We start from the raw sequence: 18,563 nt of genomic DNA, 5'->3' as shown, positions 1-18,563 counted from the left end.
CGTCATCCACCGCCCCGCCGCCAATACTCCGCCACCCGGCGACGCAGATGGTCGATGCCCTGCGGATGATGAATGAACTGATCCACCGGCATCATCCGCCAGCGCTGTCCCTCGTCGCCGAAACGTATGGCGGCGATCTGCGCGGGGGCGATCTCGCCGGCCATGAACCAGGTCGGGGGATAGCCGGGCAGAATGCCGTCGTAGCGCCGCCGCCAGACAACCTGACGTTCGGCGATCGCCACGCCGAATTCTTCCTGCGTCTCCCGCTGCACGCACTGCAGCGGCGTTTCGCCGTTTTCCCGCCCGCCGCCGGGCAGATCCCACAGGCCGGGCCACGGAATGTCCGGTTTGTCGTCCCGTTGGTAAACCAACAAGAGATCGCCGCACAACAGTGCGATCTTGGCCCCGCCAAACGCCCAATCCGTCATGATTTCTTCGCTCCCGGCCCATTGCCTTTGACTGAACATCATACTTCATCCCCGCGCGGCCTGGTGTATAGTGAAAATCCGTTTTCACAACAGGCGAACAATAACGATGAACTCTCCGTTTCTGGTGACCCCTCAATGGCTTGCGCAACATATCAACGATGAAAATCTGGTGGTGATCGACGTCCGGATGTCGCCGGTGGGGCTAACGCCGAAAAAGGACATGCTTGCCGAGTTCGAACGCGGCCATATCCCCGGCGCGGTCTATTTCGACATCGACGACGTGGCGGACAAAAACACCGCGCTGCCGCATATGCTGCCAACGGCGGCGGAGTTTGGTGAGGCGGTGGGCAAGCTGGGCATCAGCGAGCGCGATACCCTGGTGATTTACGATGAGGGTAACCAGTTCTCCGCGCCGCGCGGCTGGTGGACCTTCCGCAATTTCGGCGCCCAGCATGTTTACGTACTGGACGAAGGGCTGAACGGCTGGACCGCGCAAGGCCAGGCGCTGGCAACCGGCCCGGCGCAGCCTGAACCGCAGACGTTCAACGCCCGGTTCAACGCCGACGCGGTGGTGGATATGCGGCAAGTGGAACAGGCGTTAGGCACGCCGGTGCAAATTCTCGACGCGCGCGCCGCGCCGCGTTTCCATGCCGAAGCGCCGGAGCCGCGCCCCGGCCTGCACCGCGGCCACATTCCCGGCAGCATCAACATTCCGTACGGCGAGCTGCTGGAAAACGGCCGCTTCAAATCGCTGGAGGCGCTGCGCCAAACCTTCAGCGACAAGGGGGTGGACATCAACGGCCCGATCATCACCAGCTGCGGCTCCGGCGTGACGGCGGCGGTGCTGGCGTTTGGCCTGCTGTCGCTCGGCGCGCCGCAGGTCAAGTTGTATGACGGCGCCTGGAGCGAATGGGGCCAGCTGAGCGGCAAGCAGCCGATCGCCCAAGATTAGGTCTCGATCCGCTCGACCACGATCTGCGCCAGCCGCTGCACGGCGGCCGAAGGCTGATCCTCGGCGCGGTGCAGCACCACGCCGAGCTGGCCGAGAGCGGGCAGCAGATCGGGGGCCAGCGGCGACAGGCCGGGCGGTAAGCCCGCCGCCGTGCGCACCGTAACGCCCAACCCGGCGCTCACCGCCGCCCACACGCCGTTCAGGCTGCGGCTGCTAAAGGCGATGCGCCAGGGAATGCCGGCGCGATCCAGCGCCTGCGTCGCCGCGCTGCGCATCAGGCAGGGCGCGTCGAACATCACCAACGGCAAGGGTTCGTCCCCTTCTCGCCACGGCGCCAGCGCGAAGCCGGGCGACGCGATCCAGTGCAGCTGCCGCTGTCCCAGCGCCTGATGAAACGGCGTGCTCAGACCGCCATCCCACGCCAGCGACAGATCCAGCTGGCCTTTCAGCACCCAGTCGATCAGCTCGGCATTGCGCGCGATGCGCGCCTCGATCCTCACCTTTGGATTGGCGCGCGCGAAGCTGCCCAACACCTGCGGCAGAAACGTCTCGCCGAAATCCTCCTGCAGCCCCAGCCGCACCGTGCCCTGCAGATCCAACCCGCGCACCGCGGCGGCGGCTTCGTCATTGAGCTCCAGCAGGCGGCGCGCGTAACCGAGCAGGGTCTCCCCCGCCTCGGTCATCACCATGCCGCGTCCGGCCTTGCGCAGGATCGGCGCGCCGACCTGCTGCTCCAGCTTTTTCAGGTGGGCGCTGACCGCCGACGTCGAACGCCCCAGCCGTTCAGCCGCCTTGGCGAAGCTGCCCAGCTCGACGCCGGTGACGAAGCTGCGCAAATCCTCGAGATCGAACGTGATTCGCCCCATGCTGACCATCCTGATTTTCTGAACTATCAATCAAAATAATACCGATTTTACTAATAAAGATGGCGTGTCACGCTCTCCCGGTCAATGTCTTTCAGGAGAATCCTTATGCTCGCGATGCAATACCGTTTCACCCTGCCCGCCGATTACGACATGGCGATCGTCCGCCGCCGCATCGCCGATGTCGGCCACCGGCTCGACGCCTGCCCGCAGCTGATCGTCAAAGCCTATCTGTACGCGCAGCGCAGCGAAGGCAGCGCCGAGAATCTCTACGCTCCCTTCTACCTGTGGAACAGCGGCGCCGGCATGAGCGACTTCCTGATCGGCGAGGGTTTCAGGGGCCTCAGCCAGGCGTTCGGCTGGCCGCGCGTCAATCACTGGCTGCCGTGGCTGGCGCATTTCGATCGTCCTCATCTGGCCGAGGCCGCCTGGGCGACCTGTCAGGAAAGGGCCATCGCCCCCTACAGCGATCTTCCTGCGCTGCGTCGGCAACAGCAGGCGGTGCCCGGCGCGCTGGCCTCCATCGTGGCGTTCGATCCCGCCGAGTGGCGGTTAGTGCGGCTGGATGTCTGGCGTGAACCGCCGCAGGCGCGGCCGCAAAACGGTCAACTGTTCCGCGTCGGCCATCTGTCCGCGCCCTTTGACCACACTGCGCCGCGGGTTGACAGTCAAACTTGATATTGATAATCATTATCAAAATTGCATATTCATTTGCGGCTCGCGGGATGCGGGCCGCTATCCGGGGTCAACCGTCATGTCGTCATCACCAATCACACCTTACGCCACCACCTGCTGCATCGTGGGAGGCGGCCCCGCCGGGCTGATGCTCGGCTATCTGCTGGCGCGGGCGGGGATCGATGTGACGGTGCTGGAGAAGCACGCCGACTTCCTGCGCGATTTTCGCGGTGACACCATTCACCCGTCGACGCTGGAAGTCATGCACCAGCTGGGCCTGCTCGACGAACTGCTGACGTTGCCGCACCAGCGTGCGGAGTCCCTGCACGCCGAAGTCGCCGGGCGCGACATCAAGCTGGCGGATTTCACCCGCCTGCCGACGCGCTGCAAATTTATCGCCTTTATGCCGCAGTGGGAGTTCCTCAACTTTTTGGCCCAGCAGGCCGCCGCCTTCCCCAACTTCAGGCTGCTGACCTCGACGCAGGTTCACCAGCTGCTGTACGACCGCGGCCAGGTGTGCGGCGTGCTGGCCGACACGCCGGAAGGCCCGATCCGCGTGCGCAGCCAGTTGGTGATCGGCACCGACGGCCGCAACTCGGTGGTGCGCGAACAGGCGGCGCTCAGCAGCCGATCCTTCGGCGCGCCGCGCGACGTAGTGTGGATGAAGCTCAGCAAGCAGCCGGGCGATCCGGCCTGGTCGATGGGCCATACCGGGCCGAAACAGAACTTCATCATGATCGATCGCGGCGACTACTGGCAGTGCGGCTATTCGATCGACAAAGGCAGCTTCGACGCGATCCGCCGCAGCGGGCTGGAGAAATTTTTACTGCACCTCGCCGAGGTGGCGCCATTTCAGGACGATCGCCTGCAGGAGATCGTCGAGTGGGATCAGGTAAAACTGCTGAGCATTCGCATCGATCGTCTGGATCGCTGGGCCAAACCGGGGGTGCTGTGCATCGGCGACGCCGCGCACGCCATGTCGCCGATCGGCGGCGTGGGCGTCAACCTGGCGATTCAGGACGCGGTGGCCGCCGCCAACGCTCTGATCCCGCCGCTGCGCCAGCATCGGCTGCAGCTGAAGCATCTGCTGAGCGTGCAGCGCCGGCGCGAATTTCCCACCCGGGCCATCCAGTTTCTGCAGATCAAAATGAGCCAGCGCAAACCGGGCGAACGCCGCGCGGCGGGCGGCTCGCGCCTGATCGCCCGCGTCGGCAACAGCCGCTGGCTGCCGCGCCTGTTCGGCCGCATCATCGGCCTCGGTTTTCGCCGTGAAACGCCGCGGCATCTGTCCAACGAAACCTGCCCGCCGGAATAGCATTGGTGATTTTTTCATCGCGCCGTATAATGGTTAAATCGAACGATTTAATTAACTGGAGCGATTAAATGTACGCACTCACCGCGAACGAGGCCAAAACCCAATTCGGCGATTTGCTGCTCAAGGCGCAGCGTGAACCGGTGCAAATCAATCGCAACGGCAAACCGGTCGCCGTCGTCATGTCTGTAGAAGATTACCAGGCGCTGGAAGATCTCAAATTAAGCGCACTGCAGCAAAAAATCGCGCAGGCTACCGCCGAGGAAGACGCCGGTAAGGCGGTAGACGGCGATGCCTTCTTCAACCGTCTGCTCACCGATGAAACAGACTGAGATGCCCGCGTTTCGCCTCACCCCGCAGGCCCAACAAGATCTGCTGGCTATTCGTCATTTCACCATCGAGCACTGGGGCCAAGCGCAATCTCGCCGCTATCTTGAGCAGTTGAGAGAGGTCATGCATCATTTGGCAGATATGCCGGAAGCGGGTAAAGCTCACTTCCACGATCTGGGCGAAGAGATACGCAGTTTTCCTTACGCCAGCCATAGGATCTACTACCGCAACCGCCCTGCCGGCATCACCGTTCTCGCCATTCTGCATCAGGCGATGGTGCCTCACCGGCATCTGGAACAACGGCTGTAATTTTTCTTACTCAAAGGGGCACTGATGTTCACCGTTCGTCAGGCATTGCTGGAAGATTTAACCCTGGTGCGCGATATCGGCATCCGCACCTATCGCGCCCACTTCGGTGAGCTGTGGCGCTACCCGCACGAGCTGGAAGCCTTTCTGGCGGAGGATTTTTCCGTCTCCGCACTGGAACGGACGCTGCGCGATCCCGACGTGTGCTGGCTGTTGGCCTATGAGAATGACGCCCTCGTCGGCTATGCGCGGCTCAACGTCGACAGCCTGCTGGCGCCAACGCAAACCCGCGGCGCAGAGCTGCAGAAAATCTATTTCCTGCCGGGCCATGCCGGCAATGGCTATGGCCAGCGCCTGTACGAACAGGTGCAGCTGCGGGCCATCGAGCGCCGGCAAAAAACGCTGTGGCTGGAAGTGCTGCAACGCAACACCCGCGCCCAACGTTTTTATCAGCGTCAGGGATTGAGCATTTGTGGCGAGACCTGCTACACCAGCGCCCAGGGCTCGATAGGCATCTGGTATATGAGCAAGGCGCTGTAACCGCGCCCCGCTCCGCCGTCGTTTAGCGCGGCTCCCGCTGCAGCATCAGGAACAGCAAGGCAAACGCATTGGGCGCCAGGTAGATCAGCGCCCCCAGCTGCACCGCCAGCGGATCCTTCTTGGCCTGCCAGGCCATGAACCAGTCGCCGGCGACCACCATAAAACCGACGCCCCACACCGCAATTGCGCAAAGCGCCCCCAGCATCGCCCAGGCTTTGCCCTTGGCGAAGGCGGCATAAGGGCCTTTCAATCGCCCGATCATCAGCGCCACGCCCGCGGCCGCGAATAGGCCGGCCAGCGCTTCCAGCGTAGTGATGACCGCCAACCCCAACATGCAGGCCCAGTCGGCGCGGATCGCGCGCCACATCAGCCCCGGCGTTTGATAAGTATCCTGCATGGCGAGCAGCGGCCCCACCGCATTGCGCGCGGTGCCGGCGAAATCCGCCGTATTGTTCAACAGGCTAAACAGCCCCCACAGGGCCGGAAACAGAGACAGGACGATGCAACCGAGGCGTGACACAGTGATTTCGTTCATGGTTATCCTTAATGAATAAACGGGTGGCTCCCGTCCTCATGACGGGACCGCTATTGAGATCCTGATAGTTTGACGTGCACAATGTAAGAACTAATCTTACAATGACGCAGCATAGCCGAAAGTGAGGAGGAACAATGGGCAGAACACTAACGGTAGATCTGGGTGACGAACTGCGTAGCTTCGTCGAAGACCTGGTGGCCAGCGGCGATTACCGAACGCCCAGCGAAGTCATCCGCGAATCCGTGCGCACTTTGCGCGAACGTACCGCCGCCTCAAAACTGGAAGAGCTTAGGCGCTTGATCGCCGAAGGAGAGAACAGCGGCGAAGCCGTCGAATGGGATCGTGATGTGTTCATGGAAAGAATACGGGGCAAAGCAAAAGGATGCGCAGGAGAGTAACCGTTCGTCCAAAAGCGTTGGACGATATGGAAGAGATCTATTTTTACGGGTTGGCGCACTTTGGCTTGCAGGTGGCCGAAGATTATCTGCGCCGCCTGCATCAGGCTTTCGATAACCTTAGCCACCACCAACTCGGCAAAAACATCGATGCAATCGGCCCCGGCCTATGGGTATTGCCCGTCGCCAACCACCTGATTTATTTTCGACAGCACAGGCGGGAGGTGAATATCATCAGAGTGCTGCATCATTCCCGCGATCCGCTCAGCCAATCCTTTTTCAGCTGACCCAACGTTAAATCGCCACCAGCCCGCGGACGCCGTCCTGTTCCATATTGCTGCCGGCGCCGCGCTGCACGATGCTGCCGCGCGACATCACCAGATAGCTGTCCGCCAGATCGGCGGCGAAGTCATAGAACTGCTCCACCAGCAGGATCGCCATATCGCCCCGCGCCGCCAGCTGTTTGATCACCGCGCCGATCTCCTTGATCACCGAAGGCTGGATCCCTTCCGTCGGTTCGTCGAGGATCAACAGCTGCGGCCGGCAGGCCAGCGCCCGGCCGATCGCCAGCTGCTGTTGCTGCCCGCCAGAGAGATCGCCGCCGCGCCGATCCTTCATTTGCCGCAGCACCGGAAACAGTTCATAGATCGGATCCGGCACCGCGCGCGCGTCGGCGCCGGAAAAACGCGCCAGCCCCATCAGCAGATTTTCCTCCACCGTCAGGCGCGGGAAAATTTCCCGCCCCTGCGGCACATAGGCGATGCCCGCCTGCACCCGCTGATGCGGCTTTTTACCGGTGATGGCTTCGCCCCGCCAACGGACGCTGCCGCTGCGCGCCGGGACCAGCCCCATCAGGCATTTCAGCAGCGTGGTCTTGCCCACGCCGTTGCGCCCCAGCAGGCAGGTCACCTCGCCGATGCGCGCCTCGAACGACAGGCCGCGCAGAATGTGGCTGCCGCCGTAATATTGATTCAATTCCTCTACCTGCAGCATCATTACGCCTCCTCAGCGCCCCAGATATACCTCAATAACTCGCTCATCGGCCTGCACCTGCGCCAGCGATCCTTCCGCCAGCACCTGCCCCTGATGCAGCACCGTCACGCGATCGGCGATGGTCTCCACAAACCCCATATCGTGCTCCACCACCATCAGCGAATGCTTGCCCGCCAGCTCGCGGAACAGTTCGGCGGTGTAGTCGGTTTCGGCGTCGGTCATGCCGGCCGCCGGCTCGTCGAGCAGCAGCAGGTGCGGCTCCTGCACCAGCAGCATGCCGATCTCGAGAAACTGTTTCTGCCCGTGGGACAGCAGCCCGGCGGGCCGGTGGCGTTCATGCCCCAGCCGCAGGGTCTTCAGCATCTCGTCGATGCGGTCGCGCTGTTCGCTGCTCAGGCGGGCGCGCAGGCAGGCCCACACCGACTTACGGGTTTTCTGGGCGATCTCCAGATTTTCGAACACCGTCAGCGCCTCGAACACCGTCGGTTTTTGAAACTTGCGGCCGATGCCGGCGTGGGCGATCTGCATCGGCGCCAGCCGGGTCAGATCGACGGTCTGATCGTAAAACACCCTGCCGCTGTCCGGCCGGGTCTTACCGGTGATCACATCCATCAGCGTGGTCTTGCCGGCGCCGTTGGGGCCGATCACGCAGCGCAGTTCACCGACGCCAATGCGCAGCGACAGATCGGTCAGCGCGCGAAAACCGTCGAAGCTGACGTTGATATTGTCGAGCTGCAGCACCGGATCGGTTTGCTGCCGGTATTTATCCGCCGGCAGCGGGTGGGTAAACAGTTCGTCGGTCACTTGCATCGCCTTCATGAGCTTTTCCTCCGACGCAGCAGGCCAATCACTCCTTTCGGGAGAAACAGCGTGACGACGATAAACATCAGGCCGAGGAAAAACTGCCAGTATTCGGGAATGGCCATGGTGAACCAGCTCTTGGCGCCGTTGACGATGCCGGCGCCGAGCAGCGGCCCCACCAGGGTGCCGCGCCCGCCGAGGGCGACCCAAATGGCGGCCTCGATCGAGTTGGTCGGCGACATTTCGCCGGGGTTGATGATGCCGACCTGCGGCACATAGAGCGCGCCGGCCAGCCCGCACAGCACCGCCGACAGCGTCCAGACGAACAGCTTGAAGCCCTTCGGATCGTAGCCGCAGAAGGTCAGGCGGTTTTCCGCATCGCGCACCGCGGTCAGCACCCGGCCGAACTTGCTGCGCGCCAGCACAAAGCCGATGGCCAGGCTGGCGGCCAGCAGCAGCACCGTCGCCAGGAACAGCGCCACCCGCGTGCCGGCGGCGGTGATGGGAAAGCCGAGCAGCGTGGTGAAACCGGTAAAGCCGTTATTGCCGCCGAAACCGGTCTCGTTGCGAAAGAACAGCAGCATGCCGGCATAGGTCAGCGCCTGGGTCATGATCGAGAAATACACCCCTTTGATTTTCGAGCGAAAGGCGAAGTAGCCGAACAGGAAAGCCAACAGGCCCGGCACCAGCACGATCAGGCACAGCGCCCAGGCGAAATGCTGGGTGCCGCTCCAGAACCACGGCAGCTCATTCCAGGAGAGGAACGCCATAAACGCCGGCAGCCCGTCGCCCGCCGCCTGCCGCATCAGGTACATGCCCATGGCGTAGCCGCCGAGCGCGAAGAATAGCCCGTGGCCGAGCGACAGCAGCCCGGCATAGCCCCACACCAGATCGAGCGCCACCGCCACCACCGCGTAGCACAGGATCTTGCCCGCCAGCGTCAGGGTATAGGTGGACACCGCCAGCGGATGATCCGCCGGCAACAGCGTCATGAACGGCATCACCAGCAGCGCCAGCAACGCCAACCCGCCGATGCTCAACGCCAGCCGGGGCGCTTTCTGCACGCCGGTTACGGTCAATGGTTGGCTCATCAGTCAATCACCCTGCCCTTAAGGGCGAACAGCCCCTGCGGACGCTTTTGAATAAACAGAACGATCAGCACCAGGATCAGGATCTTGCCCAGCACGGCGCCGATCTGCGGTTCGAGGATCTTGTTGACGATGCCGAGACCGAAGGCCGCCGCCACCGTCCCCGCCAGCTGGCCGACGCCGCCGAGCACCACCACCAGGAACGAATCGATGATGTAACCTTGCCCCAGCTCCGGCCCGACGTTACCCAACTGCGACAGCGCCACCCCGCCGAGCCCGGCGATGCCGGATCCCAACCCGAAGGCCAGCATGTCCACCCGCCCGGTGGGCACGCCGCAGCAGGCCGCCATCGCGCGGTTTTGCGTCACCGCGCGCACGTTCATGCCGAGCCGGGTCTTGTTCAGCAGCAGCCAGGTCAACGCCAGCACCAGCAGCACGAACGCGATCACCGCGATGCGGTTCCACGGCAACACCAGGTTCGGCAACAGCTGCACGCCGCCCGACAGCCACGCCGGGTTGGCGACCTCGACGTTCTGCGCGCCGAACAGCACCCGCACCAGTTGGATCAGCACCAGGCTGATGCCCCAGGTGGCCAGCAGGGTTTCCAGCGGCCGGCCGTACAGGTGGCGGATCACCGTACGCTCAAGCGCCATGCCGATCCCGGCGGTGATGGCGAACGCCACCGGCAGCGCCGCCAGCGGATAGAGCGCCAGCCACTGCGGCGCAAATTGCTGAAACACCCCCTGCACCAGATAGGCCGAATAGGCGCCGAGCATCAGCATTTCGCCGTGCGCCATATTGATGACGCCGAGCAGGCCGTAGGTGATCGCCAGGCCGAGCGCCGCCAGCAGCAGGATCGAACCGAGCGACAGGCCGCTGAACGCCTGGCCGAGCAGATCGCCGATCATCAGGCGGTGCTGCACGCGCTGCAGGCTGCGTTGCGCCTCGGCGCGCACCGCGGCGTCCGGCTCATTGGCCGCGTCGGTCAACGCCTGCAGCCGCGCGCGGGTTTCCGGCTCGCCCGATTCCCCCAGCAGCCGCACCGCATTGAAACGCACCTGCGGGCTGGCGTCGGCCAATTGCAGGTTCGCCAGCGCAATGCTCAGCGCGTCGCGCACCTGCGGGTCTTTCTCCTGCGCCAGCCGCCGGGTCAACAGCGGCAGCTGCTCGCCCTGCGCTTCGCGCTGCAGCGCGGTCGCCGCCTGCAGCCGCACCGCCGCGTCCGCGCTGACCAGCCGCTGCGCCGACAACGCATTGGCGATCAGAATGCGCAGCCGGTTGTTCAGCCACACCTTCTTCGGCTCGCCAACCGGGGCCGCCTCACCTTCAAGCGGCAGATAGCGATCGCCCTGGCGGATAAAGGCGCGCTTCGCCTCGTCGATCGCCACGGTTTCCTGCTGCAGCCCCTGCAGCAACGGCAGGCGCGCGGCGTCCGGCTCGGCCGCCCACGCCTGCAGCAGTTTGGCCTGCTGCGCGCGATTGGCCGCCGCGAACTCATCGGCCGGCCCGGCCTGCGCCAGCAGGGGCCAGGCGCACAACAGCCACAGCCCGGCGCGCAGAGAGGATAAAAACGGAGATTGCATCAGCTGCCTCTTCTGTTGGGCCGGCGCGCGTCGAGCCGCGCCGGCGCTGAGTGACGTTACTTGCCGCCTTTCACCGGGTAATCCGGTTTTTTGTCGTTGCCGGCGATATAGGGACTCCACGGCTGCGCGCGCACCGGCGCTTCGGTCTGCCACACCACGTTGAACTGCCCGTTGCCCTCGATCTCGCCAATCATCACCGGTTTGTGCAGGTGGTGATTGGTCTTGTCCATGGTCAGCGTGAAGCCCGACGGCGCGGCGAAGGTTTGCCCGGCCATCGCGGCGCGCACCTTATCGACGTCGGTAGTGCCGGCCTTTTCCACCGCCTGCGCCCACATGTGGAGGCCGACGTAGGTGGCTTCCATCGGATCGTTGGTCACCGCGGTGGCGTAATTCGGCAGATTGTGCGCCTTGGCGTAGGCTTTCCACTGGCTGACAAACTGTTTGTTGGTCGGGTTATCCAGCGATTCGAAGTAGTTCCAGGCCGCCAGGTTGCCCACCAGCGGTTTGGTGTCGATGCCGCGCAGCTCTTCCTCGCCGACCGAGAAGGCGATCACCGGCACGTCGGTGGCCTTGACGCCCTGGTTGGCGAGTTCTTTGTAGAACGGCACGTTGGAATCGCCGTTGATGGTGGAGATCACCGCGGTGTTGCCGCCGGCGGCGAATTTCTTGATGTTGGCGACGATGGTCTGGTAATCGCTGTAGCCGAACGGCGTATAGACCTCTTCGATATCCTTGTCCTGCACGCCTTTGCTGTGCAGGAAGGCGCGCAGGATCTTGTTGGTGGTGCGCGGATAGACGTAATCGGTGCCCAGCAGGAAGAAGCGCTTGGCGCCGCCGCCGTCCTCGCTCAGCAGGTATTCCACCGCCGGGATCGCCTGCTGGTTCGGCGCCGCGCCGGTGTAGAACACGTTCGGCGACATCTCTTCGCCTTCGTATTGCACCGGGTAGAACAGCAGTCCGTTCAGCTCCTCAAACACCGGCAGCACCGACTTGCGCGACACCGAGGTCCAGCAGCCAAACACCGCCGCCACCTTGTCCTGGCTCAGCAGCTGGCGCGCCTTTTCGGCGAACAGCGGCCAGTTGGAGGCCGGATCCACCACCACCGGCTCCAGCTTTTTGCCGAGCACCCCGCCTTTGGCGTTGATCTCGTCGATGGTCATCAGCGCCACATCCTTCAGCGGCGTCTCGGAAATCGCCATGGTGCCGGAGAGCGAACTCAGAATGCCGACCTTGATGGTGTCGGCGGCCTGCGCGCTCCAGGCCAGGCCCATACCGATCGCGGCGGCGGACAGCGCAAAAGCTTTGATAAAACGACGACGTTGCATAGTTCAAACTCCCGATGTGTGTGAAATCAAAATTGTTGCGCCGAGCGCGCAGGCTGCTGAGCCCGCGCCTGGTGCAACATGTGCAGCGTTATTTTTCGTACCTCTGCCTTGCTGACGGCGATGTGCTCGCCGAGCAGCGTTTGCGCCGCCCCGCTTTGCCGCCGCAGGATCGCCTGCAAAATGGCGGCGTGCTCGCGGTAGGTGGCGTCCACCCGCGCCTGCTGGGTGAAATCCAGCCGGCGAATGATGCGGATCTTTTCGGTCAGTTCGCGGTGAATGCGCGCCATTTCGCCGTTGCCCGCCGCGGCCACCAACGCCTGATGAAACTGCTCATCGTGCTGCGACACCGCCTTGCCGTCCGCCAGGCGCGGCGCTGCGGTCCAAAAATGGCTCAGCGCCGCCAGCGCGTCCGGCGTTTCCCCGGCCGGGCGTTCGCACAGCCGTTTCACCGCCTCTTGTTCCAGCACGATGCGCAGGTCGTACAGCTCTTCGAAGTAGGCGAAGTCGAACGGCCGCACCTGCCAGCCGCTGCGAAACAGCACCTCGACATAGCCTTCGCGCTCCAGCCGAAACAGCGCCTGACGCACCGGCGTGCGGCTGGCCGCCATGCGCTGCGCCACGTCGCTTTCGCTGAAGCGATCGCCCGGCAGCAGGCGAAACTCGAAGATGTCGGCCTTGAGCTGCAGATAAATGCGCTCCGCCAGCCCCTCCGGGCGCGCCTTGTGCTCTCCGTTGGTGATTTGCATCATCGCTCCTCCGTTCAGACCGCCTTTTCCAGCCACAGCAGGGCGTCGCCCGGCCCGACCGGCCGCCCCTGCCGACAGCTGATGCGTTTAACGATCCCGGCGCGCGGCGCGGTGACCGCCAGCTCCATTTTCATCGCCTCGACCACGATCAGCGGCTGCCCGGCCGCCACCGCCTGCCCCGGTTCCACCAGGATCTTCCACACGCTGCCGTTCAGATCGGCGCTGACCAGATCGCCGTCGATGGCGTCTTCTTCCTCCGGCGGCAACAGCTGCGCCTCGGCCTCGTCGTCATCGCTGCGCCAGCGCGCCACTTCGGCGCTGAACGCCTGTTGCTGGCGATGCTGGAAGTCGGCGATCGCCTCGGCGTTGTCGGCCAGGAAACGGGTGTAGGCGGCGAAGTCGAACTCGCTCTCTTCGATGCGCACCTGCATGCGCCCTTCACGGAACGCTTCGCGCTGCTCGTCCAACTCTTGCTCGCTGACCGGATAGAAGCGCACCTGATCGAAGAAGCGCAGCAGCCAGGGTTCACCGGCGGTGAACTGCGGGTTTTTGAGAAACTTGTTCCAGATCGGCAGCGTGCGCCCGACCAGCTGGTAACCGCCCGGCGAGTCCATGCCGTAGATGCACATGTACATGCCGCCGATGCCGACCGTCCCTTCGGCGGTGTGGGTGCGCGCCGGGTTATATTTGGAGCTCAGCAGGCGATGGCGCGGATCGAGCGGCACCGCGCAGGGCGCGCCGAGGTAGACGTCTCCCAGCCCGAGGATCAGGTAGCTGGCGTCGAACAGAATGTCGCGCACCTGCTCGCGTTGGCTCAGACCGTTGATACGCTGAATGAAATCGACATTGTTCGGCAGCCAGGGCGCCGAGGCGCGCACCGTCTGCTGATAGCGATCCACCGCCCCCAGCGTGGCCGAATCCTCGAACGCCATCGGCAGCCAGACGGTGCGCGTCGGCACCTTCAGGCGGCTGACGTCCCCCAGCGCCCGTTCGCGCGCCAGCAGGCGCTGCAGCAGGTCGGCCTGGCTTATCAGCCGGCTGTCGTAGCGGATCTGCAGCGAACGCACGCCCGGCGCCAGCTCCGCTACACCCGGGATCGCCTCCTGCCGCAGCGACTGCATCAGCAGATGTATGCGCAGCCGCAGCGCCAGATCGAGCACGTTGTCGCCGTACTCCATCAGGATGTAGCCGTCCCCCGCCTGGCGATACGCCACCGCCGGGCGCCCGTCCGCCGCCGGCAGCGCCGCCAGCACCGCGGCGGAAATGCTATCCGCCGGGGCGAGATCCGGCGGCGGCAGGGTGATGGCCTTCACCGCCGCCAGCGCTTCGATGCTGCCGAGCTGCGCCTGCTCCAGCGACTGCGCCTGCCGGAAGCCGATCGGATGGAACCGGATGCGGTCGCCCGGCTTCACCTGCCCCACTTTCCACAGTTCGGCCTTGGCGATGGTCACCGGGCAGACGAAGCCGCCAAGGCTCGGCCCGTCGCGGGTCAGGATCACCGGGAAGTCGCCGGTGAAGTTGATGGCGCCGATGGCGTACTCGCAGTCGTGCACGTTGGAAGGATGCAAACCGGCCTCGCCGCCGTCCTCCCGCGCCCACTCGGGCTTCGGCCCCGCCAGGCGCACGCCGAGGCGGTTGGAGTTGTAATGCACCTGCCAGTCGGTGGCGAAGAAGGCCTCTATCGATTCAGCGGTGAAAAAGTCCGGCGCGCCGTGCGGCCCGTACAGCACGCCGATGTGCCACTGGTCGCCGTAGTGCGGGATCAGGCTGTCGTCCATCGCCTGCGGCGCGGCGATCGGCGCCGGCGTGGTGCTGGCCGCCAGCGCCGGTTGGGCGATCGCCAGCATGTCCGCCACGCGCAAGGTGCGCCCGGCGTGGCCGCCGAACTGGCCCAGCGCGAAGGTGGAGCGGCTGCCGAGATACACCGGCACGTCCAAGCCGTTGCGTACCGCCAGATAGGTGCGGCAGCCGTGTGTGGCGCGCCCCAGCGTCAATACCTGCCCGGCCCGCACCGCGATCGGCCGCCAATACGCAACCGCCTCGCCATCCAGTTCGGCCGGGCAGCTCGCGCCCGTCAGCGCGATGGTGGCGTCGCAGTGAAAGCGCAGCGTCGGCCCCTGCAGGGTAAACTCCAGCCCGGCCGCCGCCGGGTGGTTGCCGACGATGCGGTTGGCCAGTCGAAACGCGAAGTCGTCCATCGGGCCGGACGGCGGCACGCCGATGTCCCAATAGCCGAGGCGGCCGGGATAATCCTGCACGCTGCTGTAGGTGCCGGGTTGCAGCACTTCGAGGCAGTGCGGCTGGAAACGCACATCGTCCAGCAGGCGCGTCCAGACGTCGCCGCGCTGAAATTGCGGCGTGGCGATCACCTGCCGCAGATAGTCGAGGTTGGTGGCGATGCCGTGCAAACGGGTCGCCGCCAGCGCCACACGCAATTTTTCCAGCGCCTGTGCCCGATCGGCGCCGTGCACGATCAGCTTGGCGATCATCGGGTCGTAAAACGCCGACACTTCGCTGCCGGTCGCCACCCAACCGTCGAGGCGCACGTCGTCAGGGAAATGCACCTCGGTCAGCACGCCAGGGCTGGGCTGGAAGTTTTTCAGCGGATCTTCGGCGTAGAGACGCACTTCGATCGCCGCGCCCTGCGGCGCGCGTTGCAGCGCCGCCCAATCCAGCGCGTCGCCCGCCGCCACCTGCAGCATGCATGCGATCAGATCCAGGCCGGTGACCATTTCGGTGACCGGGTGCTCGACCTGTAAGCGGGTGTTCACTTCCAGAAAGTAAAACTCGTCGCGCGCGGCGTCATAGATAAACTCTACGGTGCCGGCGCTGCGGTAATTCACCGACTCGCCCAGCGCCACCGCCGCCCGATGCAGCGCCTGGCGAGTCGCCGCCGGCAGGTGCGGCGCCGGGGTTTCCTCCACCACCTTTTGGTTGCGCCGCTGCAGCGAACAGTCGCGCTCGCCGAGCGCCGCCACCCGCCCCTGGCCGTCGCCGAAAATCTGCACCTCGACGTGGCGCGCCCGATCGACGAAGCGTTCGATAAAGGCGCCGGCGTCGCGGAAGAACTGCTCTCCCAGCCGTTTGACGCTGTCGTACGCGTCGCGCAGCGCCGCCTCGTCGTCACAGCGCGTCAGACCGATGCCGCCGCCGCCGGCGGTGCTTTTCAGCATCACCGGGTAGCCGATGCGCGCGGCGGCCGAGACCGCCTGCTCAACGCTCTCCAGCAAGCCGGTGCCCGGCGTCATCGGTACCCCGGCCAACGCCGCCAGCTCGCGCGCCCGGTGCTTGAGGCCGAACTCGCGCATCTGCACCGCCGTCGGGCCGATAAAGGCGATGCCCGCCGCTTCGCAGGCATCGGCAAACTCGGCGCTCTCGGACAAAAAGCCGTAGCCGGGGTAGATCGCCTGCGCGCCGGTGGCGGCGGCCGCCGCGAGGATCTTGTCGATGCGCAGGTAGCTGTCGGCGGCCTTGTCGCCGCCGAGCGCCACCGCCCTGTCGGCTTCGGCGACGTGCGGCGCATTGCGGTCGGCGTCGGAGTAGACCGCCACGCTGGTTACGCCCAGGCGTTTCAGGGTGCGAATGGCGCGGCAGGCGATTTCGCCGCGGTTAGCGATCAGTACGGTAGTAAACATGTTCATGCCCCCTCAACGCTGGCGAGATAATCACGCCAGCCGCCAAACTCAGTGATATCCGTGGCGCCTTCCAGCGCCCAGGCTTCGCAGATAAACCCCTTCACCCGTCGGCCGTCCGCCAGCAGCAGCGTGCCGATGCCCAATGGCGCCGGAATTTCCGCCACAAACTCGCCGAAACGGGCCAGCGGGATGTCCCACAGCTCAACGCGGATCGCCGCCCCCTGCGCCGCGCGCGCCAGCCCCGGCTTCGGCGGCTCGGTATCGGCCAACGCGTACAGGCGGTAACAGGGAGCGGTGACGGTTTGTTCCACCCGCACCGCATCGCGCTGCGTCAGTTGGACGTTGAGCGGCATGCCGCTGAGGTGAGCGCCCACTACCGCCAGACGCACATGCCCTGTGGACGGCGCAGGCACAGGCTGCGGCGGCAATGCCCGGCCGATGGCCCCGAGCGGCAAGGCGCTTTGCCGTTGCCAGCGCAGGCCAAACGCCGCCAGCGCCCGGTCATGCCAGGCGGGCGCAATCAGAGTGATGCCCGCCGGCAGACCGTCTTCGCGCAGCGGCCCCGGCAGCGCCAGCGCGCTCAGATCGGCCAGGTTGGTGAAATTGGTGTAAGTGCCGAACTGCGAATTGAACAGCACCGGCTCCTGCGCCATCTCCGCCAGGGTGCGGATAGTGGGCGCGGTCGGCACCACCAGCGCGTCGAACGGCGCCAGCCGCTGGGCGATTTGCCGCGCCAGCTCGGCGCGCAGGTATTCCGCCTTGTAGGCGTCGCAGGCGCTGTAGCCGAGGCCGTTGCCGACGATGCCGCGCACCACCGGATCGATGGCCTGCGGGTTCGCTTCCAGCACCTGCTCAATGGCTACCGTGCGCTCCGCCACCCAGGGGCCGTAATACAGCTGTTCCGCCAGAGTGCGAAACGGCGCGAAATCGAGGGGTTCCAGCGTGGCGCCGCCCGCCTGCAGCTGCGCCAGCGCCTGGTGAAACGCCCGCTCGGCCTGCACGTCGCCGAAAAACTCCAGCTGGGCGGGAACGGCGAAACGCGGCGCGGCGGGGATATCCGCCGGCGCGGTATGCGGATCGGGGCGGGAATACGGGTCTGCCGCGTCAAAGCCGCTCGCCAGTTCCGCCACCTGCGCGGCGTCGGCCACCGTCAGCGCGAAGACCGACACCGTATCGTTCAACCGGCAGGCCGGCACCACGCCGCAGTTGGATAACCGCCCCTTGGTCGGCTTCAGCCCGACGATGTTGTTGAACCCGGCAGGCACGCGTCCCGAACCGGCGGTGTCGGTGCCCAGCGCAAACGGCACCAGGCCGCGCGCCACCACCGAGGCGGAGCCGGAACTGGAACCGCCGCTGACGTAGCGGCTGTCGAAGCTGTTGACCACCGCGCCATAAGGTGAGCGGGTGCCCACCAACCCGGTAGCGAACTGGTCGAGGTTGGTTTTACCGAGGGCGATCGCCCCGGCGGCGCGCAGGTGGGCGACCACGGTAGCGTCCGCCGCGGCCTGGTAGGTGAACGCCGGGCAGGCGGCGCTGGTTGGCCAGCCGCCGACGTCGATATTGTCTTTGATGGCGAAGGGCACGCCGAACAGCGGCAGGCGGCTGAGATCGCCGGCGACCGCCGCCAGCCGTTGCGCCAGCTGTTGATACTGCTGCTCGCGCTGCGCCGGCGTGGCGAGATACAGCCAGGCGTTATCGTCCGGGTTCAGGCCGGCGACCAACGTTTCGATCGTCGCACTGACGCAGGCGAGGCGCTCGCCCGCCGGACGGGTTTGATAATGGTGCTGCCATTCACTGAGGGTAAAACCGCACGCTTCAACAGGTTCGCTCATCGACTGAATTCCATCTGGTACACAAGATGGGATTCAACAGAGCAACCGGCGTGCCAGTTTTTAATCTCATGATTTCAATAAATTATAATTAAAACTTATGACGACGGCGGCGAACGGGCTGCACCAGCGGCGCGCAGCGGGGAACAAAAAGAGTGCAATGGCGGGATGGCGCAGAGAAAAAACCGGGGCGACGACACTCGCCGCCCCGGAGGTCGATGGGGATA

Annotated in this window: 19 protein-coding genes; 8 read left to right on the top strand and 11 right to left on the bottom strand. The window is 65.0% G+C overall.

The features are described from left to right. Positions 1 to 2 precede the first annotated feature (2 nt). Positions 3 to 428, bottom strand: coding sequence for an NUDIX hydrolase (locus tag ACTJJ6_RS07150; protein WP_049299531.1), 426 nt, complete (start codon positions 426 to 428; stop codon positions 3 to 5). 106 nt (positions 429 to 534) lie between these two features. On the opposite strand from ACTJJ6_RS07150, the gene sseA reads away from it, so the two are divergent. Then, complete coding sequence (gene sseA / locus ACTJJ6_RS07145) at positions 535 to 1,380, top strand: 3-mercaptopyruvate sulfurtransferase (RefSeq protein WP_033640962.1); 846 nt, start codon at positions 535 to 537, stop codon at positions 1,378 to 1,380. Here the strand turns inward: sseA and ACTJJ6_RS07140 are convergent. After that, on the bottom strand, positions 1,377 to 2,246 hold the full coding sequence (locus tag ACTJJ6_RS07140; protein WP_016928573.1) for a LysR substrate-binding domain-containing protein: 870 nt from the start codon (positions 2,244 to 2,246) through the stop codon (positions 1,377 to 1,379). The genes sseA and ACTJJ6_RS07140 overlap by 4 nt on opposite strands. 105 nt (positions 2,247 to 2,351) lie before the next feature. On the opposite strand from ACTJJ6_RS07140, the gene ACTJJ6_RS07135 reads away from it, so the two are divergent. The 5 genes from ACTJJ6_RS07135 to ACTJJ6_RS07115 all read left to right on the top strand — a co-directional run bounded on the left by ACTJJ6_RS07135 (position 2,352) and on the right by ACTJJ6_RS07115 (position 5,406). Then, positions 2,352 to 2,921, top strand: coding sequence for a DUF4865 family protein (locus tag ACTJJ6_RS07135; RefSeq protein WP_049299498.1), 570 nt, complete (start codon positions 2,352 to 2,354; stop codon positions 2,919 to 2,921). A 76-nt stretch (positions 2,922 to 2,997) separates the two neighbouring features. Beyond that, positions 2,998 to 4,233 carry an FAD-dependent oxidoreductase gene (locus ACTJJ6_RS07130; RefSeq protein ID WP_028128268.1) on the top strand — a complete coding sequence of 412 codons (1,236 nt, stop codon included), beginning with the start codon at positions 2,998 to 3,000 and terminating at the stop codon, positions 4,231 to 4,233. A gap of 68 nt (positions 4,234 to 4,301) precedes the next feature. Next, the gene (locus tag ACTJJ6_RS07125) at positions 4,302 to 4,562 is read left to right on the top strand and encodes a type II toxin-antitoxin system Phd/YefM family antitoxin (protein WP_016928576.1); all 261 of its coding nucleotides are present in this window, start codon (positions 4,302 to 4,304) and stop codon (positions 4,560 to 4,562) included. Next, positions 4,522 to 4,869: a type II toxin-antitoxin system RelE/ParE family toxin gene (locus ACTJJ6_RS07120; RefSeq protein ID WP_049203897.1), complete on the top strand. Its 348-nt coding sequence runs from the start codon at positions 4,522 to 4,524 to the stop codon at positions 4,867 to 4,869. Before ACTJJ6_RS07125 ends, ACTJJ6_RS07120 begins: the two co-directional genes overlap by 41 nt. Before the next feature lie 24 nt (positions 4,870 to 4,893). Then, entirely contained in the window at positions 4,894 to 5,406 is a 513-nt protein-coding gene (locus ACTJJ6_RS07115; RefSeq protein WP_016928578.1) for a GNAT family N-acetyltransferase, read from the top strand. A 22-nt stretch (positions 5,407 to 5,428) separates the two neighbouring features. Here the strand turns inward: ACTJJ6_RS07115 and ACTJJ6_RS07110 are convergent, their stop codons facing one another. Further along, the gene (locus ACTJJ6_RS07110) at positions 5,429 to 5,941 is read right to left on the bottom strand and encodes a DUF2165 family protein (protein ID WP_016928579.1); all 513 of its coding nucleotides are present in this window, start codon (positions 5,939 to 5,941) and stop codon (positions 5,429 to 5,431) included. 134 nt (positions 5,942 to 6,075) lie between these two features. On the opposite strand from ACTJJ6_RS07110, the gene ACTJJ6_RS07105 reads away from it, so the two are divergent. Together ACTJJ6_RS07105 and ACTJJ6_RS07100 are read left to right on the top strand one after the other, a co-directional pair. Next, complete coding sequence (locus ACTJJ6_RS07105; RefSeq protein ID WP_049299497.1) at positions 6,076 to 6,339, top strand: type II toxin-antitoxin system ParD family antitoxin; 264 nt, start codon at positions 6,076 to 6,078, stop codon at positions 6,337 to 6,339. Then, entirely contained in the window at positions 6,324 to 6,623 is a 300-nt protein-coding gene (locus tag ACTJJ6_RS07100; protein WP_042783942.1) for a type II toxin-antitoxin system RelE/ParE family toxin, read from the top strand. The genes ACTJJ6_RS07105 and ACTJJ6_RS07100 overlap by 16 nt, the downstream gene beginning before the upstream one ends. Positions 6,624 to 6,630: 7 nt before the next feature. On the opposite strand, the gene urtE is transcribed toward ACTJJ6_RS07100, so the two are convergent. From urtE to atzF, 8 genes are read right to left on the bottom strand one after another with little or no spacing between them, the layout of a single operon-like run. Then, positions 6,631 to 7,329, bottom strand: a complete 699-nt coding sequence (urtE, locus tag ACTJJ6_RS07095; protein WP_028127913.1) for an urea ABC transporter ATP-binding subunit UrtE — start codon at positions 7,327 to 7,329, stop codon at positions 6,631 to 6,633. Between the two features lie 12 nt (positions 7,330 to 7,341). Continuing rightward, positions 7,342 to 8,148, bottom strand: a complete 807-nt coding sequence (gene urtD, locus ACTJJ6_RS07090; RefSeq protein ID WP_019454685.1) for an urea ABC transporter ATP-binding protein UrtD — start codon at positions 8,146 to 8,148, stop codon at positions 7,342 to 7,344. After that, on the bottom strand, positions 8,145 to 9,221 hold the full coding sequence (urtC, locus tag ACTJJ6_RS07085) for an urea ABC transporter permease subunit UrtC (protein WP_193842654.1): 1,077 nt from the start codon (positions 9,219 to 9,221) through the stop codon (positions 8,145 to 8,147). Before urtC ends, urtD begins: the two co-directional genes overlap by 4 nt. Continuing rightward, positions 9,221 to 10,801 carry an urea ABC transporter permease subunit UrtB gene (gene urtB / locus ACTJJ6_RS07080; protein WP_049299496.1) on the bottom strand — a complete coding sequence of 527 codons (1,581 nt, stop codon included), beginning with the start codon at positions 10,799 to 10,801 and terminating at the stop codon, positions 9,221 to 9,223. The genes urtC and urtB overlap by 1 nt, the downstream gene beginning before the upstream one ends. A 56-nt stretch (positions 10,802 to 10,857) precedes the next feature. Then, the gene (urtA, locus tag ACTJJ6_RS07075; protein WP_033640971.1) at positions 10,858 to 12,126 is read right to left on the bottom strand and encodes an urea ABC transporter substrate-binding protein; all 1,269 of its coding nucleotides are present in this window, start codon (positions 12,124 to 12,126) and stop codon (positions 10,858 to 10,860) included. A 26-nt stretch (positions 12,127 to 12,152) separates the two neighbouring features. Next, complete coding sequence (locus ACTJJ6_RS07070; protein ID WP_028128266.1) at positions 12,153 to 12,872, bottom strand: GntR family transcriptional regulator; 720 nt, start codon at positions 12,870 to 12,872, stop codon at positions 12,153 to 12,155. A gap of 14 nt (positions 12,873 to 12,886) precedes the next feature. After that, positions 12,887 to 16,507, bottom strand: a complete 3,621-nt coding sequence (gene uca / locus ACTJJ6_RS07065) for an urea carboxylase (protein WP_440801571.1) — start codon at positions 16,505 to 16,507, stop codon at positions 12,887 to 12,889. Between the two features lie 2 nt (positions 16,508 to 16,509). Next, positions 16,510 to 18,339, bottom strand: a complete 1,830-nt coding sequence (gene atzF, locus ACTJJ6_RS07060; RefSeq protein WP_440801569.1) for an allophanate hydrolase — start codon at positions 18,337 to 18,339, stop codon at positions 16,510 to 16,512. Between the last annotated feature and the right edge of the window lie 224 nt (positions 18,340 to 18,563).

Source organism: Serratia sp. 22278 (assembly GCF_052045405.1).
Taxonomy (GTDB): Bacteria; Pseudomonadota; Gammaproteobacteria; order Enterobacterales; family Enterobacteriaceae; genus Serratia; species Serratia marcescens.
The sequence above is the reverse complement of the archived record's forward strand: the minus strand, read 5'-3'. Positions and strand labels throughout refer to the sequence as shown.